Raw genomic sequence first — 17,998 nt, 5'->3', positions numbered from 1 at the left:
TTGTTAATAGTTAACTAAGTTAACCTTTTTTTGTTTTATGACAAACGCGCAGAAACGGTTTTTTGAAGTTTTTACGGATCTTCAGTGTTATATATTAGCTAATATGAACAAAGGTGATTTTAACGGAGTCACCGCAACGCACTATAACTTAGTGGAGTATATATACCGCAAAGGGAAGACAACAGGAAAGAAATTGGCGATGGATTTCGGGATCAGTGCACCGGCCATATCCCGACAGGTTAAGTTTTTACTGGAAAATGATTTGCTATCTCAGGAGCAAAGCGATGAAGATCGGCGGGTTTTTTATCTCAAAGCAACCGACAAAGGGAAGTTGTTAATAGATGCTTCAGAAAGCTTCCGTGAGCGCGTTACCAAACAAGCAAGCGCCATATTGTCGAAAAAAGAGTTGGAAGATTTAGCGTATTTATTGAATAAAGTATTGACTAAAATTAAATTGTGAACACCGACAATATAATTGACTGTGCAAACAAAATAAAGGCAATATTCCATATGTTGTTAAAAATCAATTTATTTGCACATGAAATGATGAAGCGTTTATGAAGACGAAAATTATTGTTGCGATAGGTGGCATGCTGGTACTTGCTTCCTGCAAACCAACGGAAGCTATTGACCTAAGGAACACGATTAGCGCCAATGACGAATACCTAAAAGATATCATACTAAGTGAGGGAAGCCCGGAAGAGGCGAAATTGAATTGCTTGGTAAACGACGATTTTAAGGGCGCCTTATCAGCGATTGATAAACAGGAAGCGCAATTTGATTCCTTGATACAAAGAACTTCTGCTATTTCTGTTAGGAACATGAAGGAAGGGGAGGCCTTAAAACGAGCGGCGGTTGATTATTATCAAGCGTTGAAGTTGCTACATATGGCCGATCGGGAAGAGGTTATGCAACAAGTAATAACGCATGGCGTGGATACCACAAAAATAAGGCTAGCGCAAGATAAAATCTTGGAATTGTTGGAGCGAAAAGGAAAGTTATTTCAGCAGGTATACGATAAAGATGAAAAAATGCGTAAGGCACTCGATCATTTTAATAAAGAAAATGGCTTATAAAGATACCCCTTGGCGCAGTAGGTCATGGGGTATCTTATTTTACAGCGCTTTACGCTAATAATCACTACATTAAAGCACATTAATCATCCCAGTAGTCTTCTTCATAGTCATCGTAAAAGTCCTCGGGGTGCCTGCTTATCGGAACATCCTTCACAACCATTATATTGGCGCGGCCAAGGTCGACATTGATCATGAAGGAAGGTATTTCTGCTGAAAAACGCCAATTCCCGCCGTTTAAATAAACATAGCCACCGCGATAGGGATCATAAAAGGTATGATAATCGCGAAAATATACATGGCGACTTGCGTCGTAATGATGTGCCAATGCCCAGCTAGGTAGCCCATGCTTGCGGCGTTCTTTTAAGTATTCTTTACGACGTTTAGCCGACTCACGATAGTACTCTTTTTCTCTCTTTCTTTCTTCACGCGCATATTCTGCCCGCTTTTTGTCGCGCTCACGATAATATTCATATCTTTTTTTATCTGCTTCTTTACGTCGCTCCCAATACTTATCGTCCTTTTCGTGGCGTTGCGCATGTACTTGGCTTTGTCCCACAATTACCATCGTGAAGGCGGCAACTGCTAATAATATTGCTCTTTTCATGTTTGCTCAATTTAATGAAAGCGTCAAAGCGAAAAATCGTTCCAGCTTAATGGCGCTTTTAGTTTTGACTTTAGAACATAGGAAAGGTTTATTGTGCCCACGTACATTTCGCCCTTTTGGCTACGACGATGTTCCTTTTGGTTAAATTCGCTAGCTAATGATGCCTGATCTTTGCTGAAACAATACATCAGCAAAATGAACGTGCAAAAGAATACGATCTTAGACCACCCAACAGCATATTCACGAAAAACTGATTGAAAAAGCGAAAGAGCAGCTTTCTACTTCCGATTTGTCCGTAAGTGAAATCGCCTATGCACTAGGTTTTGAACATGCTCAGTCGTTCAGCAAACTATTCAAAGCCAAGACCAAACAAAGCCCCCTGGAGTTTCGACAGTCTTTCAGCTGATGATTATACGTTAAAGACGCCGCTCCTGTTCCGTAATAGGACAATCGTTAATGCTAGCGTAGCGTTTCCGCATCAACCCATTTTCATCGAATTCCCACATTTCATTTCCGTAACTTCGATACCATTGTCCTTCGGCCTGATGCCATTCATATTCAAAACGGACGGCAATGCGGTTCTCTTGAAAGCTCCAGAGCTCTTTCTTAAGCTTATAATCTAATTCCCGCGCCCACTTTCGGGCAAGAAAAGCTTTCACCTCTTCGCGTCCATTGATGAACTCCGAACGGTTGCGCCATTCGGTATCGATGGTATAGGCAAGGCACACCTTTTCGGGATCGCGACTGTTCCATGCGTCTTCTGCTAATTGTACCTTTTGAAGTGCTGTTTCGTAGGTGAATGGCGGTAAAGGATGTTTCTGTTCCATATATTATCAATTTAAAAACTATGTATTAGGCTATTGGGGCAGGCTGTCTAAAAAGGCCAGTATATCTGCGCCGATCTCGTTCACATGGGTTTCGAGCGCAAAGTGGCCGGTGTCATAGAATTTTACGCTTGCATCGGGAATGTCTCTTTTATAAGCCTCTGCGCCGGGTGGCAAAAAGAAAGGATCCTTGTTGCCCCAAACAGCTAAAAGCTTGGGTTGATAGGTTCTGAAGTATTCCTGAAAGCTTGGATATAAAGCAACGTTATTTTTGTAATCTCTTAACAGATCGAGCTGGATTTCATCTGATTCGGGGCGATCAAGAAAATACTGATCCAGGGTGTACGATTCAGGGGCTATTAAGCTTGGATCGGATACACCGCTAAAATACTGAAACTTGGTTCCTTCTAATGTAACGAAGCCTCGGAGTGCATCTCTGTTTTCCAGCGTATCTTCTTTCCAGTACTTTTGAATAGGTCCCCAATCGGAGCCTAAACCTTCTTCATAAGCATTGCCATTTTGAGAGATGATACCGGTGATTTTTTCAGGATTGGCGAGTGCCAAACGATAACCCGTAGGCGCGCCGTAATCGAATACATAGATGGCAAATCTTTTAAGGTTTAATTTGTCAATAAAAGCCTGCATGGTTTTCGCCAGATTATCAAATGTATACGTAAATACCGTTCTGCTAGGTGCATCGGAGTAGCCAAAGCCGGGAAGATCGGGCGCGATTAGGTGATAACGATCAGCCAAAATCGGGATCAAACTCCGAAACATGTGTGATGAAGTTGGATAACCGTGTAGCAATAAAAGCGTTGGCGCTTCTGTCGGGCCGGCTTCACGGTAAAAAATATTAATGCCGTTAGCGCTCAGGGTATGGTAATGAATCGAATTTGTTTTCATGTTCTATTGTTTTGCTTATCCAAAATTATTTCAGATATTTGATTATTAAAAACGATTTATTATGATGTAATAAATCATTATTTATGATTTATGAATACAAATGACCTAAGGATATTTGAGGCCGTGGCATTGCATAGTAGCTTTACACGGGCCGCAGAAGCGATGTTTACCGTGCAGTCGAACGTAACGGCGCGTATTCGCAGCTTGGAAGAGGAGTTTGGTACATCGCTTTTTGAACGAAATGCAAAAAAGGTGGCATTGACACCGGCAGGTGAAGTGCTGATGCAATATGCTAAAGAGATTACTCACCTGCTGGATGAAGCGAAAAGAGAGGTCAAAAATATTGATGTCTTGACGGGATCATTGAAAATCGGATGCATTGAAACCACCATGGCGCTTCGTGTTCCGACGATTCTGCATGATTTTGGTGCGGCCTACCCACATGTAGAGTTGGAATTCAAATCAGCCATGCGACCGGAATTGGTGCAGGATGTACATGACTATAAGTTAGACGCGGCTTTTGTTTCGGGTCCTATTAGCATCTCCGGTCTAACGCAGGAAATCATTCACGAAGAGCAATTGGTTATCTTGGCGCATAGGAAGGCCGCCTCCTTATCATCGGAATTAAGCCGGCATGCAATCCCTAAGATTGTTGTATTTGATCAAGGCTGCGTATTCCGGGAAAGATTGGAATCGCTATTAAGCGCAAAAGGCATCGTACAGTATAAGCCTATTGTAGTGAATTCCATTGAGGGCATTATAAATTTTGTAGAGGCGGGTTTGGGCATTAGCATCTTGCCCGAGCAGATTGTCAGTTCCTATTATGCAGCGAGAGAGATCAAGACTTTCCCGCTGAGCAAGTCGCTCGGAACGATGACAACAGTCCTGATCTCGCGTAGCAACCGCCGTCCATCCAAGCTGATGCAAGTGTTTATTGATATGTATAAAAATCAATCGAAGCATTCGAACGTGGAGCAATCAATATGACAGCTCTTCACATTGAAAACCATTCGTATGCAACACGCGAATGATGCTAAAAGCATCATTGCGCGGGGTATCGACCCGTAAGATTTTATCGCAATCCTCTAGATCAAAATTCCATTTCGCCCAAGGTTGAATGCTATCTAAATAGGGCTTTAATTGCCGGATATCCTCTTCGCGCTGTACGGAAGTTTTAAATATGTAAATCATCTGATAAAATTTTATTATAAACCCTTTTTTCCTTCCAGCCAATAACCGTGTGAGACTATTTTACCCGTGTTTCTGGCTTTCAAAACCTTCCGGAATGTTCGGACTGATTTGGCGTTCCCGGTTAGGACAAAGTTGGATTGCTGCCATTCGGTCGATTGGACAACGGGTAGCGCGTCCACCCATTTCTCATCACTAAATGCGTCGTTCTTATCAAATACGGTGCAATTGCTCAATGGCAACAGCGAGACGATGTCGTGATTTTCTTTTTCCAGTTCCAAATAGAATTGAAACTGATGCCGGTTTTGTATAAGCACCGGTAAGAAAGAACAGGCAAGTCCTAAGGATGTTTCATCGCCAAAAATGACGTACTTTGCGGCTGTTGGCTCATAATACTTGTACTCTCGGGGCGGATTGATGTTAACCGTGTCGCCAATATCGAGCTTACGCATAAAGCAGCTTCCGGGTGCTTCACCATGTATATGCGCAATGAGTTCAAGTCTTTCGCGCATATCGTCAACATAAGAAACGGTATATCGCCTGGCCTCTGTATCACTTACCCGGAAATCGATAAAACTTCCTACACCGAAATTGAACTTTTTAAAATTTCCTGTAAATTGAATTCTCTTGACGGTATCGGATAGGTATTCGACCATGGTTACCTCCATCGTTGATGATTTAGACGATAAAACACGGTCGAAAACATCGAATACCCATTTGGGAGCGCTTGGCATAATCTTTTATTTTTTTGAACAAAGAAACCACGAAACGACAGCGCAAAGAAGGCTGAAACAGGGTAAGTATTGGACTAATCAAGGTTTTTCTTTCGAAAGCCTAATGCCGTCATACCAACTACTTTGGTGAACAAACGAGAAAAGTAGGGATAATCGTCATAACCTAGCTCGAACGCGATTTCTTTTACCGATTTGTTGGAGTGATAAAGTAAACGTTTCGCTTCAAGTATGATGCGTTGCTGAATGTGATAGCGTACGGGTTGGCCGGTGCTTTTTTTGACACACTCGTTTAGGTAAACAGTGGAGACCTTTAATCGTCTGGCGTAATCAGTGGGTCGTTTTATGAGCGTGAAGTCCTTTTCCAGGATGGATTTGAATGCTTTGGTAATTACATCGAAGCGGGAAAGGGTTTCCGTTGGTTTGGTAAGTGCTGAATATTGAGAGGTAATTAAGGCGACTAAAGCATTGCAGCTCTCTCTGAGTATGATGTGATATAATTTTTCCTGTTTCCGTTGAAAATGTTTGATGCAGAGCGACATGCTTTCGGAGACGAGACTAAAAGCTTCCTGACTCAATCTTAGCGGCTTTGCGGGTGCTATTTCTTGCAGTGTATTGAGAATTTCGGGGTGAAGGTTGTCATGACTGATGATAAGTACACGGAAGTTCGCTTTCTCAACGCCGATTACCCGATGTACCTGATTGGGCTGTATATACATGAGCGCAGCGCCGACGACTTCATAGCGTTGAAAGTCGATCTCGAACGTGGTTGTTCCCTGGTCCTGAATGCAAAATAAATGATAGTCGTCCCGATGCGCTTCTGCCGCTGGCTTATGTAATTCTACATCCCTCGACGAGGCCGTTTCGAGGAAAATACCCGTTCCGAATGTACTGGCCATCGTATTTAAAGGAATGGTATGGGCACGTCGGTTCATGGCTTTTTAGCGTATGTATTGTTCTGACAAAACTAATAGATGTTTCTTTTATTCGGGATAGAATACGCAATTTTTTACGATAGTAAATTTGCCGTCCATTTTCCTTAAGTTTGGTCGTCAAATTTAAAGCATGGTTAATTCAGAACCCTACGCGTCTTTTAAATATCCGGAATTTAGTCGTTTTCTTCTTGTTCGTTTTGCGATCGTCTTCGCCTGGTCGATGCAGTTTGTGGTCATTGAATGGGAAGTTTATAGTATAACGAAATCGCCCTTGTCTTTAGGATATATTGGCCTTCTGGAAGTGATTCCGGCCGTACTCATGGCCTTGTTTGCCGGCCATGTAGCCGATCGAAAAGATAACAAAACACTCCTTATGAATTGTATTGCCGGTTTTTCAATCATTAGTCTCGGTTTATTTTTATTGACATGGCCACGGGTGATTGCTGGTATTTCATCCAATACAGTATTGCTAGGTATTTATGCTTTGGTCTTTTTGGGCGGCCTTGTTCGAGCCTTTATTGGTCCGACGGTTTTTTCGCTCATGGCCTTCATTTTGCCTAGACGCTTATATCCTAATGGTGCTACTTGGAACAGTACCGCTGGACAATTGGCGCGTGTGCTGGGACCTGCTTTAGGAGGATTTACAATTGGCATGATCGGTGTGCATTGGTCTATGTGCGTCATCTTGGGTTTCTCCCTATTGGCATTAGTGACATTAACAGGGATTTCTAAAAAACCCGTAACAAATGCGAAAACCGATCAATCGGTATGGAGTAGCCTGGGCGAGGGACTTCGTTTTGTATTCCTTGAAAAATCGGTTTTAGGAGCCATCACCTTGGATATGGTAGCTGTATTGTTTGGTGGAGCGGTAGCTATTTTACCGGTATTTGCCCAAGATATTTTAAAGGTAGGATCAGAGGGTTTTGGTATTTTACGTGCGGCACCTGCGGTTGGAACTTCCCTGATTATGATCGTATCGGCCTATTTTCCTTTGTACAAAAACGCAGGGATGAAATTATTGCTGGTTGTTTTTGGTTTTGGCTTAAGTATTTTAGTCTTTGGGATATCAACCAATTTTTGGCTGTCGGTAATGGCCCTTTTCTTTAGTGGTGTAACAGATGGGGTTTCGATGATCATCCGGGATACAATTTTACAATTAAGAACACCTGACGCTATGCGGGGCAGGGTGGCCTCCGTCAATGCGATCTTCGTAGGCTCGTCCAATGAACTGGGTGCCTTTGAAAGTGGATTGACCGCACGGTTGATGGGAACAGTTACTTCCGTTATTTTTGGCGGCACAATGACCTTGCTTACGGTTGTGACAACTGGATTGGCCTTACCTTCTTTTAGAAAATTAGATCTAGAAAAGGATTTGAAGAGACAATTGGCGGATTGATTTTATAACTACAAAATAGATCGATTCGGCTACATCCATTTTTATGCAAAGCGGGACTTTTGTACAAATAAAATGCATAAAAAATGAAGATTATAGTAACAGGTTCTTTAGGACATATCGGTAGTCCGCTAACGGAACAATTAGTAAAGAGAGGACATGCGGTAACACTTATTAGTAGCAATCCCGATAGGCAAAGGGATATTGAAACACTGGGTGCAAAAGCTGCGATCGGATCTTTGCTTGACAGTGAGTTTCTTGAACAAGTATTTCTTGGTGCGGATGCAGCCTTTTGTATGATACCGCCCGACTTTACGCAGCCCGATCAAATCGTTTATTACGAATCTACCGGAAAAATATATGATCATGCTATACGGAAATCCAGTGTGGAAAGAATTGTTCATTTGAGCAGTTATGGAGCACATTTGCCATCGGCGACCGGCATCATTACGGGTTCTTATCGTGTGGAGCAGATGTTGAATAAAATCCCGGCTATTAATTTAACGCATGTTCGTCCAGGTTTTTTTTATTATAATTTGGAGTCTTTTATCGGAATGATTAAGACAGCAGGATTCATAGGCGCTGTTTATGGCGGTAACGATCGATTACCGATGGTTTCGCCACTGGATATTGCAGATGCCGTAGCGGAAGAGCTAACGCTTGTAGAGGAAACAAGGCCGATCCGGTATGTGGTCAGCGATGATCGTACGTGCGATGAGGTTGCCACGATTTTGGGTAAGGCAATTGGTATGCCTGATCTGAAATGGTTAACTTTACCGGAAGATGAGGTGATGAAAAACTTGCGGGATAGAGGAATGCGTCAGGAGACAGCGGAAAAGCTGATCGAATTGGGAATGGCCATTCATAACGGAAAATTGCGAGCGGATTTTGACGAGCATCCACCAGCATTTGGGAGGGTATCGCTTGAAAGTTATGCAGAAGAGTTTGCGCATGTTTTTCATCGTAACTAATTAAAAATTTATGTCTGTACCAAGGCGTATTAAATCCATTAGTGAATTTCATAAGCTGCGCAATTTGCCTGAGCCCGAACATCCATTGGTCAGCGTGGTGGATTATCGGCTCATTCAGCATGATTCTTCTTATGATTGGGACAGCTTGATATTGGACTTTTATTCCATTTCTTTAAAGCGAACGAGCAATGCGAAGATACGCTATGGTCAACAGGTGTATGATTTTGATGAGGGGGTGCTATTTTTTATGGCACCCAATCAGGTGTTTAGTATTACGAAAAGTAGCGATGCTGCTATGCAACATGCCGGCTGGCTACTGCTATTTCATCCGGATTTCCTTTGGAATACATCTTTGGCCAAGGCGATTAAAAAATATGATTTTTTTGATTATGCAGTGAATGAGGCTCTATTCCTCTCAGCAAAGGAGGAATCGACCTTAAATGGCATTATTCAAAACATTGAACAGGAATATCAAACGAATATCGACAAATTCAGTCAACCTATTATTATTTCTCAAATAGAGACCTTACTTAATTACGCTGATCGCTTCTACCAAAGGCAATTTATCACCCGACAGGTAAGTAACCACCAAATACTCGATCGGTTGGAACGGCTGCTTGCCGACTATTTCGACGATGGGGATTTAATGCATAAAGGCTTGCCGACTGTAAAATATATATCCGATAGTTTGCACGTATCGCCTACCTACCTCCGCAACTTGCTCCAGCTATTAACCGGGCAAAGCACGCAATGGCATATACACCATAAAGTCATTGAAATAGCGAAAGAACAATTGTCAACAACTGATCGGTCGGTGAGCGAAATAGCCTACAACCTGGGCTTTGAGCATCCGCAAAGCTTCAGTAAGCTCTTCAAAAGTAAAACAAACTTGACACCCCTAGCTTTTCGGGCTTCATTTAACGGATGGAGTTGATAACATAATACGTTAAACTATCTTAATTGTTAATGTATTGTTAATCCGGTGGGGGACCCGCATGACACTGAATCGGCATTTTTATATTTGTTGGTATGATGTTTAAAATGAACCCTATTAAAATCAAAAAAGCCTTATCAATAGCCTTATTATTGTTTAGTGCATCCGCAAGTGCACAAACCGTCGGTGTTAAAGATGTACATGATATTGTGCAAAAATTGACAGATCAGTTGGTGGAGGTATATCCGTTTCCCGAAATATCTGCCAAATATCAGCAAGCCATATTAAGAAATGAAAAGGCTGGTCGTTACGTAGGGTTATCTGAAGATTCGCTGGCTAAGAAGTTAACGGAGGACTTACGTACTGTGCATAAAGATGTGCATCTGCGGGTCATGAAAAATGAGGAAACCTATAAGCGTTTATCGGCACCTTCAGGCCGTCGATCGGACGACAGCACAGAACTAAAGCGTATGAAAACTCAAAATTACGGCTTTAAAAGTGTACAGATCGATGGTGCTAAATCTACCGCTTATATTGATATCCCCGGTCCGTTTTGGGGAACACAAGAATCCTTTGAAATGGCATCTGCAGCTATGAATATGGCAGCTCACAGTAAATATGTGATCCTTGATATCCGCCATAATCCAGGTGGTACCGGTCATATGGGACGTTTTATCGCTTCTTATTTCTATTCGCCCGGAAATGAAAAATTTTATCTGAACGGGTTTTACAAAAATCGTAAAATGGACGAGCAGGAGTGGACCTATTCGTATGTGCCCGGTAGGAGAAACCCGGATGCTAAAGTATACATTTTGGTGGGACCTGGAACGGCTTCCGCATCGGAAGGCTTAGCTTATGCCATGCAAAAGCTTGGTAGAGCAACCATTGTGGGCGATACCACGGCAGGTGCCGGTATTGCGGGGTCTTTTGTTCCGCTCAAGCGAAATCTGATCGCTTTTGTTCCGGTAAAGATGGTGGTCGCTCCACATTCCGATGAAGGATGGGAGGGTACCGGTGTCATTCCTGATGTGCTTTCAGGTGATGAGGACGCATTGGAAATAGCTCGTAAATTGATTGAAAAGGATCGAAAAGATCAATAGGATTGAGTAGATCGCCGCGATGGCGATTGCGACCATCATTTTTCTTAACGGCAAACAATATGCATTTGGGTCGACGTGAAAATATCAACACTTCTTCGGTTTCGGTCTCAGCTTCGTGTAATAGTAGCTTAATTCGCTAATTAAATCAGCGATTTTTTTTTGCTTGCTCAAGCTTATTAATTTTTTATATATTCGAATATATTTAAGTGATCCTTAAATAGAAGCTGATATAAACCTAATCTTCATGAGCGGAAAAAGAGATCGTGCCTTGTTGCAGCGCTTTATTGCAGGCGATGATTCGGCTTTTGCTGAATTGTACGATGCCTATTGGGAGCGACTTTTTCTGTGCGCCGTCCGCATTCTGGATAACGAGGATGACGCGGAGGATGCCGTTCAGGATACGTTCGTTTCATGCTGGAAGTATCGGAAATCAATAGAGCATGTTGAAAATATACAAAGCTATCTATTGGCAATTGTCCGTAACAATGCGGTCAAGATTATTAGGCGCAATATCGAAACTCGTCATTATCTAAGCTCAATTAAGTCTTTTTTTGATGAGTTGGCAGGTGCATCGGACGAAGCTTTCATGGCAAAAGGCCTGGAGCAATTCTTTGAGTCTGAAATTGAAAAGTTGCCAACTAAAATGCGGGAGATTTTCCTGTTAAGCCGTAAAGAGGAGCTCAGTCATAAACAAATTGCCGAACGACTGGGCATATCAAATGAAACGGTAAAAAAGCAGATATACAATTCACTTAAAACGCTACGCGAAAAATTGAATAAAGACCAGTACAGCGCCTTAATACTGCTGGTGATGATCAAATTCTATTGCTTATAAACCAAATCTTCATTTTTTTTCAACTTAATCTACCACCATTTCCATTATTGCTACTCTTATAGGAAAGACCTTTATAAATCATAAATACCGATGACCGAAGAGGAAATCAAAATCTTGCTGGAACGTTATGCCAAGGATCGATGTACGCCTGATGAAAAAAAATGGGTGGAAGCTTGGTTGCGCCATGTTGAAGAGCAATCGGATTGGTCTTGGAGTAATCGGGAACACTTGGCCGAGGTGAAGCAGCGTATTGCCGGTAAAATCGAGCAAAGCGTGTCGCTTCGGTTGCGGCGACGCGTACCCGCCTATTACCGTTTCGCTGCCATTGCGGCCTGCTTTTTAGCGGTAGTGACGGGAATTGTTTTTTGGCAGAAAGCGGAACAGCCGCAATTACAGGCGGACCATATAATCGCTTTACCGGAGCAGGTTGATGGTGCGCGGCTCACTATGTCTGATGGAACCGAAATTGACCTTGGAAGTTTAAAGGGGGGAGGCGTAAGCCAAACTGAAGCTGGTATCATAAAAAAGGGAATGGACAATAGCATCAGTTACGCATATCGGTCAGAGACAGAAGATAGGGCTTCGGAAGAGAAATGGAATACCTTACGAATTCCTCCGGGAGCCAGCTATCACTTGCTTTTGCCCGATGGTAGTAAAGTCTGGCTGAATGCCTGCTCTGAACTTTCTTTTCCTTCCGCCTTCGGGAGGGCAAGTCGAAAGGTAATATTGAGGGGAGAAGCGTATTTCGAGGTGAAGCAACAAGCACAGCAACCTTTTTTTGTGGAGGCGAATGGGACTATGATAGCGGTAATGGGCACTGCATTCAATGTGTCCGCTTATCCTGACGACAAGGAAGTGCTGACAACGTTAACCGATGGCGCCGTTGCCGTGTCCTTAGCTAAACAGAGAGTGGTATTAGAACCGGGCGAGCAGGCAAGAGCAGATCGTGGCGGAAGCCATTTAAGCAAGTCAAAGATAGATCCCGAAATTTTTGTGGCATGGAAGAATGATTATTTCGTGTTTGATGACCTTGATATTAAGTCTATTATGTATCAGATTGCACGTTGGTACAACACAGAAGTGGTGTTTCAGGGGACTATTCCGACAAAAAAGTTTGGAGGTACTTTCTCACGTACGAAACCTATCGAGGAATTGTTAAGCCACCTGGAGCGATTGGGAGGCTTAAGGTTTAAGCTAGAGAATGGTTCTTATTTTAAAAAAGGAAGGAGGATTGTTGTTATGCCTTGATATTTATTTACAAAGGGAGTTACAAAAATACCGGAAATGTTCACGGCACTTCCGGTACATGCTAGGTAACCAATTTTTGTATACTACAATTATTAATTAAAACCTATACAAATGTACAAAAAATATACTACCAAAAAAGGTGGTAAGGGATACCCTTGCCTATTAAAACCTATACTGGTTATGAAATATGCTGTTTTCCTGACAATGGTGTTTTACTTCCATCTGGAGGCTGCCGTACGTGCACAAAATGCGACACTTTCAGTAGAGAACCTGTCCTTGAAAAGTGTTTTCAGAATATTAAAGAAGCAAACGGGATACGATTTTTTGTATGCCACCGACGACCTTTCAGATGTGGCACCGGTGACTGTTCATCTACACAATCGGCCTCTGTCTGAAATATTGGACCGTTGTTTGGAAGGGCAGCCACTGATTTACAAAATCGACAAATCTACGGTATTGCTGGAACGGAAGAAAGCCGTAGTATCACATCCGGTAATACAACAGGAAGTGTCTGTTAAAGGAAAGGTGACGGACAAAGACGGTGCGCCAATACCTGGTGCATCAATCTACCGGAAAGACCGCCAAAACAGTGGTACAAAAACGAATATGGACGGCGAATTCTCTTTGCAGGTGTCAAGAGATGCGGTCTTGGTAGTCAGTTCGATCGGTTTTGTTAAAAAGGAGATTGACATAAGCACGATAGATATACGACAACAGCTTGTAATTCAATTGGAACGTGAAGAGGCTTTACTTGACGAAGTAGTGGTTGTTGGTTATGGGACCGTTGCCAAAAAGGATTTGACAGGAGCCGTTTCGAGCGTGCAGGGCGACCTGATTACCGCCCGTAAAACGACGCAGATATCACAGGCTTTGCAGGGAGCGGTTCCGGGTTTGATGGTGACTCGTAATAACAACGCACCCGGCTCGTCGGCCACTATACGGGTACGGGGTATCACAACCATCACCGATGGAGGGCTAAACCCGCTTTATATTCTTGATGGGGTGCCCATTGACGATATCAACAGCGTAAACCCGAACGATATTGAAAATATTTCCGTATTGAAAGACGCAGCCTCAGCTTCTATATATGGCTCGCGTGCGGCCTCAGGGGTGATTCTTATTACTACCAAGAGGGCAAAGGAAGGGCAGATAGGCTTGGATTATTCGGTCGAATATGGCTGGGAAAAAGCTACCCAATACCCTGAATACGTTGATGCAGTTCGTTATATGCAGCTGACCAATGAGCTACGTTGGAATGATAACGGTAACAGTGAGAATCAATACCCGATCTATACGCAACAGTTGGTGGAAAATTATCTGCAATTGAATGGCGAGAACCCGGACGCTTATCCCATTACTGATTGGCGTGGACTCATGTTGCGCGACTTTGCACCAAGACAGAGTCACGTACTGGGTATCTATGGAGCTAATAAATTTATAAAAACCCGCGCGTCTATCGTGTATGATAAAAACGAAGCTTTTTATGACGAAAGAAGTTATGATCGGATCACAACCAGAATCAATAACGACTTTACCATCGGAAAGTATTTAAAGGCGAGCGCCGACCTTAGTTATCGGCGAACCATTACCAAAAATGCGGTTTTTGATGCACGATCGCTGAATGAGGATGGCCGGGCCACTACGCCGATGTATAAAATGGGTATTATGCCACCTATTTATGCGGCTCTATGGTCGGATGGACGAATCGGGGCGGGTAAAGATGGTGCTAATATCTACGCATTGATGAAAGAGGGGGGCTTTGAGCACTACTGGTACAATCAAGTGGGTGGAAAAATAAGCTTGGATTTTACACCTCTGGATGGCTTGAAATTATCGGGCGTTTTCTCTCCCTTTCTAAATTTTGATAAGGCCAAGGTATTTAACCGAAAGGTACCTTATACTACTTTTAGCGACCCGGAAACGATTGCCGGTTATATTGAACAGGCCACGGAGACGAAGTTGCAGGAGGAACGCAACGACAGTCACCGCTATACCGTACAATTCCTGGCGAATTACACCAAGCAGCTGGGTGATCACCATATTAATGCGTTAGCGGGCTATGAGTACTTTTATGCGTTTAATGAGGATCTGGGTGCTTCACGTGGTCAATATTTACTGACGAACTATCCCTATCTCGATATCGGTCCGTTGGACTATCGCAATAACAGTGGCAATGCTTATGAAAATGCCTATCGGTCGTGGTTTGGCCGGATAATGTATAACTATCAGGATAAGTATCTTCTTCAGGCTAACATTCGCTATGATGGCTCATCACGTTTCGCTCCCGCCCATCGCTGGGGCTCCTTTCCTTCGGTTTCGGCAGGCTGGGTGCTGTCTAACGAAGACTTCTTAAAGGATCAATGGAAACCGCTGTCGTTTTTAAAACTACGAGCGTCTTACGGTACGCTAGGTAATGAACGTATTGGCAACTATCCTTACCAGGCTTTGTTGTCATTTGAGAATAAATCCCTCTTTTATCAGGGAAACACCATCATCGCCGGACAGTCGGCTGCGCAATGGCAGTATGTGATCCGTGATATTTCTTGGGAGACTACCTCTTCGTTCGATATCGGACTGGATGTGAACTTTTTTGATAACCGGTTGAGTTTTGTAGGCGACTATTACAAAAAGACAACCAAGGATATGTTGTTAAAATTGGAAATTCCGGATTATGTGGGCTTCGATAATCCGGATCAGAATACAGGAAAAATGTATACAAAGGGCTGGGAAGCGCAGATTGGTTGGAACGACCGTGCCGGTGATTTCCGTTACGGTGCCTCCTTCAATATATCCGATTTCATCTCCCGTATGGGCGACTTAGGAGGAACGGAGTTTATCGGCGATCAGATAAAAATCGAAGGGAGTGAGTTTAATGAATGGTATGGCTATCTGTCGGATGGTCTGTATCAAACACAAGCGGAAGTGGATAATTCGGCCAAACTAAACGCCAATGTCCGTCCGGGGGACGTCCGTTACAAGGATATCAGTGGGCCTGACGGTGTTCCCGATGGCAAGATATCGCAGGAATACGACCGAGTTTTGCTGGGCGGTTCCTTGCCGCGCTACATATTCGGTGGTAACTTCAACGTAGGCTATAAAAGTTGGGATTTATCTTTCGTTATCCAAGGTGTCGGAAAACAGAACAGCCGACTGCATCAGGATATCGTGCAGCCGCTCCGCGAAAACTATGGTAATTTTCCGGCCATCTTGGACGGAAATACATGGAGCTATTACCAAAGTGATGAACAAAACTTACAAGCTAAATATCCCCGCTATTCGAATACTTCTGCCGGAAATAATTATGCGATGTCTGATTATTGGCTCATCAATGGGGGCTATCTCCGCTTGAAGAATGTGACCATAGGTTATGCCTTTCCACAGAGATGGATGGATAAAGTACATCTGAAAGGATTGCGGATATATGGAACCGTGAACGATGTTTTCGCCATTCATAATTTTCCCAAAGGCTGGGATCCGGAAATGAATACGCTCGGTTATCCCATCACCAGAACTTTTTTAATCGGTGCTTCCGTAAAATTTTAACGAAATGGATATGAACTTTTCAGTAAAAACATACATCTATGCAGCGTTTACACTGCTTTTGGCCTCCTGCGGTAAATTGGATCTGAATCCGCTATCACAAGGATCGAGCGAAACTTGGAACTCTACACCGGAAGAGATTGAGATGTCTCTGAACGGTTTGTATAAAGCTGATTTTTGGATGATGGATCAGGATGAGTGGACCGACGACTGGATTTATCGGGATGGGTTAACACCAATTACAAACGCAACGCTTGATGGGCGAACACAGTTTGTGAGCGACTGGTGGAAAAATACGTATAAGTGTATTGCAAGGGCCAATAACATTGTGGCCAGTGTAGACAGGGCGGCAAATCTGCTGTCGCAGGAACAGCGTGATCGTTATGTTGCTGAAGCGCGTTTTGTGCGCGCTTCCCAGTATGCGCGGCTTCTAACGCATTACCGTAATATCATCTATACGGAAACGATGATGGACATTGACGAAGCTATGGTCGCTGAACAAGCCGACCCTACCATGGTGCTTCAAAAGATCTATGAAGATTACGATTTCGCAGCGGATAAGCTAAAGATTAGTTACGGTGCCTCAGAACCAAAACGGGCGACTGCCGGAGCGGCGTTGGCGCTGAAGGCGCGTATTGCTTTGTATATGGGCGATTGGGAAACGGCAAAAAATGCTGCAAAGGCCTGTATGGATCTAGATGTGTATCGCCTGCACGCGGATTTTTCGGAGTTATTCCTCTCCAAAACGAAGAACTCGATTGAAACGGTTTTCGGATTTCCTCGTTCGATTGTGCTTAATGTTACCAAAGGAGATTGCCAGAACTATGTGCCCCGTAATGCCGGCGGATGGGGAGCGAAAGCGCCTTCATGGGATCTTTTCTGTGCTTTTCTGTGCACAGATGGCTTGCCGATAGACGAGTCGCCCTTGTTTGATCCACGAATGCCTTTCCGAAATCGTGACCCCCGTTGTGCTAAAACCATTGTCGAGTTTCAGACACCACATCTAGGTTATATCTATCAGCCACATCCCGATACACTGACGGTCTTAAACGTGACTAATGGCACAAGGGTTGAGAATAGGGATACCCGTTCGGTTGCGCAATACGCTTCTTTTAACGGGCTGCTTTGGAAAAAGGGCATCGATGAGGATTGGTTGAAAAATTCATGGCAGGTGGAACCCGATCAGATTATCATCCGCTATGCGGATGTACTCCTTATGTATGCGGAGGCTAAGATTGAATTGGGCGAATTGGATGATTCCGTAACGGAAGCGATTAATCTGGTACGGGCCAGAGGCTATGGCGTTGACCTCGGCGATACACAAGCCTACCCGGCTGTGCAATTGAGTACGCAAGACCAAATGCGCCGGATTGTGCGGACGGAACGCCGGATGGAATTTGCGCTCGAAGGTATTCGGTACATGGATATCATTCGTTGGCAGTTGGCAGAAAAGGTGCTGAACAGAATAAACTATGGCATGCTCGATGTCGATGATTTGCGGGCGAAAGTGATAAACACAGGTTTATGGTTTTTTCCGCAGGTACCGTTGATTGATGAAGATGGTACGGCCGATTTTTCGGCTATGTATAGCGCGGGACAGATTAAACAGATCGCTGTACGGAAGTTTGACGCAACGCGGCAATATATTTGGCCTATACCTACCAATGAGGTGCTAACCAGCGGTTTAAAACAGAACCCTAACTATTAATTCAATAC

General features: G+C 43.5%; 17 protein-coding genes and 1 pseudogene. 12 read left to right on the top strand and 6 right to left on the bottom strand.

Annotation, left to right across the window (positions count from 1 at the left end):
- Positions 1–103 precede the first annotated feature (103 nt).
- Both ACH11B_RS23430 and ACH11B_RS23425 read left to right on the top strand, forming a co-directional pair.
- Positions 104–460 (top strand): MarR family winged helix-turn-helix transcriptional regulator, encoded by a 357-nt coding sequence (locus tag ACH11B_RS23430; protein WP_377610622.1) that lies wholly within the window; start codon positions 104–106, stop codon positions 458–460.
- Between the two features lie 97 nt (positions 461–557).
- Positions 558–1,076 carry a hypothetical protein gene (locus tag ACH11B_RS23425; RefSeq protein WP_377610620.1) on the top strand — a complete coding sequence of 173 codons (519 nt, stop codon included), beginning with the start codon at positions 558–560 and terminating at the stop codon, positions 1,074–1,076.
- A gap of 79 nt (positions 1,077–1,155) precedes the next feature.
- On the opposite strand, the gene ACH11B_RS23420 is transcribed toward ACH11B_RS23425, so the two are convergent.
- Positions 1,156–1,680 (bottom strand): hypothetical protein, encoded by a 525-nt coding sequence (locus ACH11B_RS23420; protein WP_377610618.1) that lies wholly within the window; start codon positions 1,678–1,680, stop codon positions 1,156–1,158.
- Positions 1,681–1,906: 226 nt separating this feature from the next.
- Between ACH11B_RS23420 and ACH11B_RS23415 the strand changes: the two are divergent.
- Positions 1,907–2,086, top strand: a pseudogene (locus tag ACH11B_RS23415) (helix-turn-helix domain-containing protein); the annotation flags it as partial.
- 10 nt (positions 2,087–2,096) lie between these two features.
- Here ACH11B_RS23415 and ACH11B_RS23410 read toward each other — a convergent pair.
- Positions 2,097–2,507 (bottom strand): nuclear transport factor 2 family protein, encoded by a 411-nt coding sequence (locus ACH11B_RS23410; RefSeq protein ID WP_130855298.1) that lies wholly within the window; start codon positions 2,505–2,507, stop codon positions 2,097–2,099.
- A 30-nt stretch (positions 2,508–2,537) separates the two neighbouring features.
- Complete coding sequence (locus ACH11B_RS23405) at positions 2,538–3,407, bottom strand: alpha/beta fold hydrolase (protein ID WP_130855299.1); 870 nt, start codon at positions 3,405–3,407, stop codon at positions 2,538–2,540.
- A gap of 90 nt (positions 3,408–3,497) precedes the next feature.
- Between ACH11B_RS23405 and ACH11B_RS23400 the strand changes: the two genes are divergently transcribed.
- On the top strand, positions 3,498–4,394 hold the full coding sequence (locus ACH11B_RS23400; RefSeq protein ID WP_377610616.1) for a LysR family transcriptional regulator: 897 nt from the start codon (positions 3,498–3,500) through the stop codon (positions 4,392–4,394).
- On the opposite strand, the gene ACH11B_RS23395 is transcribed toward ACH11B_RS23400, so the two are convergent.
- The 3 genes from ACH11B_RS23395 to ACH11B_RS23385 form a co-directional block, all read right to left on the bottom strand.
- Entirely contained in the window at positions 4,386–4,598 is a 213-nt protein-coding gene (locus ACH11B_RS23395; RefSeq protein ID WP_013667579.1) for a hypothetical protein, read from the bottom strand. The two genes, ACH11B_RS23400 and ACH11B_RS23395, sit on opposite strands and share 9 nt — an antisense overlap.
- A gap of 14 nt (positions 4,599–4,612) precedes the next feature.
- A complete protein-coding gene (locus ACH11B_RS23390; RefSeq protein ID WP_377610614.1) occupies positions 4,613–5,329 on the bottom strand; it encodes a siderophore-interacting protein in 717 nt (238 codons plus the stop codon).
- A 74-nt stretch (positions 5,330–5,403) separates the two neighbouring features.
- Positions 5,404–6,261, bottom strand: coding sequence for a helix-turn-helix domain-containing protein (locus ACH11B_RS23385; protein ID WP_377610612.1), 858 nt, complete (start codon positions 6,259–6,261; stop codon positions 5,404–5,406).
- A 130-nt stretch (positions 6,262–6,391) separates the two neighbouring features.
- Here ACH11B_RS23385 and ACH11B_RS23380 point away from each other — a divergent pair, with 130 nt between their 5' ends.
- The 8 genes from ACH11B_RS23380 (at position 6,392) to ACH11B_RS23345 (ending at position 17,990) form a co-directional block, all read left to right on the top strand.
- Positions 6,392–7,657, top strand: coding sequence for an MFS transporter (locus tag ACH11B_RS23380; RefSeq protein WP_377610610.1), 1,266 nt, complete (start codon positions 6,392–6,394; stop codon positions 7,655–7,657).
- An 83-nt stretch (positions 7,658–7,740) separates the two neighbouring features.
- Entirely contained in the window at positions 7,741–8,625 is an 885-nt protein-coding gene (locus ACH11B_RS23375) for an NAD(P)H-binding protein (RefSeq protein WP_377610608.1), read from the top strand.
- Between the two features lie 10 nt (positions 8,626–8,635).
- Entirely contained in the window at positions 8,636–9,559 is a 924-nt protein-coding gene (locus ACH11B_RS23370) for a helix-turn-helix transcriptional regulator (RefSeq protein WP_013667574.1), read from the top strand.
- A gap of 107 nt (positions 9,560–9,666) precedes the next feature.
- On the top strand, positions 9,667–10,659 hold the full coding sequence (locus ACH11B_RS23365) for a S41 family peptidase (protein WP_377610606.1): 993 nt from the start codon (positions 9,667–9,669) through the stop codon (positions 10,657–10,659).
- Between the two features lie 244 nt (positions 10,660–10,903).
- On the top strand, positions 10,904–11,494 hold the full coding sequence (locus ACH11B_RS23360; RefSeq protein ID WP_130855312.1) for an RNA polymerase sigma factor: 591 nt from the start codon (positions 10,904–10,906) through the stop codon (positions 11,492–11,494).
- Between the two features lie 90 nt (positions 11,495–11,584).
- Positions 11,585–12,742: a FecR family protein gene (locus ACH11B_RS23355; RefSeq protein ID WP_377610604.1), complete on the top strand. Its 1,158-nt coding sequence runs from the start codon at positions 11,585–11,587 to the stop codon at positions 12,740–12,742.
- 111 nt (positions 12,743–12,853) lie between these two features.
- On the top strand, positions 12,854–16,285 hold the full coding sequence (locus tag ACH11B_RS23350) for a TonB-dependent receptor (protein WP_377610602.1): 3,432 nt from the start codon (positions 12,854–12,856) through the stop codon (positions 16,283–16,285).
- Positions 16,286–16,295: 10 nt separating this feature from the next.
- Positions 16,296–17,990 (top strand): RagB/SusD family nutrient uptake outer membrane protein, encoded by a 1,695-nt coding sequence (locus ACH11B_RS23345; RefSeq protein ID WP_377610600.1) that lies wholly within the window; start codon positions 16,296–16,298, stop codon positions 17,988–17,990.
- Positions 17,991–17,998: the final 8 nt, after the last annotated feature.

Origin of the sequence: Olivibacter sp. EAT-5 (assembly GCF_044784325.1) — a bacterium.
Classification (GTDB): domain Bacteria; phylum Bacteroidota; class Bacteroidia; order Sphingobacteriales; family Sphingobacteriaceae; genus Olivibacter; species Olivibacter oleidegradans.
The sequence above is the reverse complement of the archived record's forward strand: the minus strand, read 5'-3'. Positions and strand labels throughout refer to the sequence as shown.

What these genes read in the sequence shown, in the direction of transcription:
- ACH11B_RS23430 (WP_377610622.1), top strand. Translation starts at nt 104, where the DNA reads ATGAACAAAGGTGATTTTAACGGAGTCACCGCAACGCACTATAACTTA.
- ACH11B_RS23425 (WP_377610620.1), top strand. Translation starts at nt 558, where the DNA reads ATGAAGACGAAAATTATTGTTGCGATAGGTGGCATGCTGGTACTTGCT.
- ACH11B_RS23420 (WP_377610618.1), bottom strand. Translation starts at nt 1,680, where the DNA reads ATGAAAAGAGCAATATTATTAGCAGTTGCCGCCTTCACGATGGTAATT.
- ACH11B_RS23410 (WP_130855298.1), bottom strand. Translation starts at nt 2,507, where the DNA reads ATGGAACAGAAACATCCTTTACCGCCATTCACCTACGAAACAGCACTT.
- ACH11B_RS23405 (WP_130855299.1), bottom strand. Translation starts at nt 3,407, where the DNA reads ATGAAAACAAATTCGATTCATTACCATACCCTGAGCGCTAACGGCATT.
- ACH11B_RS23400 (WP_377610616.1), top strand. Translation starts at nt 3,498, where the DNA reads ATGAATACAAATGACCTAAGGATATTTGAGGCCGTGGCATTGCATAGT.
- ACH11B_RS23395 (WP_013667579.1), bottom strand. Translation starts at nt 4,598, where the DNA reads ATGATTTACATATTTAAAACTTCCGTACAGCGCGAAGAGGATATCCGG.
- ACH11B_RS23390 (WP_377610614.1), bottom strand. Translation starts at nt 5,329, where the DNA reads ATGCCAAGCGCTCCCAAATGGGTATTCGATGTTTTCGACCGTGTTTTA.
- ACH11B_RS23385 (WP_377610612.1), bottom strand. Translation starts at nt 6,261, where the DNA reads ATGAACCGACGTGCCCATACCATTCCTTTAAATACGATGGCCAGTACA.
- ACH11B_RS23380 (WP_377610610.1), top strand. Translation starts at nt 6,392, where the DNA reads ATGGTTAATTCAGAACCCTACGCGTCTTTTAAATATCCGGAATTTAGT.
- ACH11B_RS23375 (WP_377610608.1), top strand. Translation starts at nt 7,741, where the DNA reads ATGAAGATTATAGTAACAGGTTCTTTAGGACATATCGGTAGTCCGCTA.
- ACH11B_RS23370 (WP_013667574.1), top strand. Translation starts at nt 8,636, where the DNA reads ATGTCTGTACCAAGGCGTATTAAATCCATTAGTGAATTTCATAAGCTG.
- ACH11B_RS23365 (WP_377610606.1), top strand. Translation starts at nt 9,667, where the DNA reads ATGAACCCTATTAAAATCAAAAAAGCCTTATCAATAGCCTTATTATTG.
- ACH11B_RS23360 (WP_130855312.1), top strand. Translation starts at nt 10,904, where the DNA reads ATGAGCGGAAAAAGAGATCGTGCCTTGTTGCAGCGCTTTATTGCAGGC.
- ACH11B_RS23355 (WP_377610604.1), top strand. Translation starts at nt 11,585, where the DNA reads ATGACCGAAGAGGAAATCAAAATCTTGCTGGAACGTTATGCCAAGGAT.
- ACH11B_RS23350 (WP_377610602.1), top strand. Translation starts at nt 12,854, where the DNA reads ATGTACAAAAAATATACTACCAAAAAAGGTGGTAAGGGATACCCTTGC.
- ACH11B_RS23345 (WP_377610600.1), top strand. Translation starts at nt 16,296, where the DNA reads ATGAACTTTTCAGTAAAAACATACATCTATGCAGCGTTTACACTGCTT.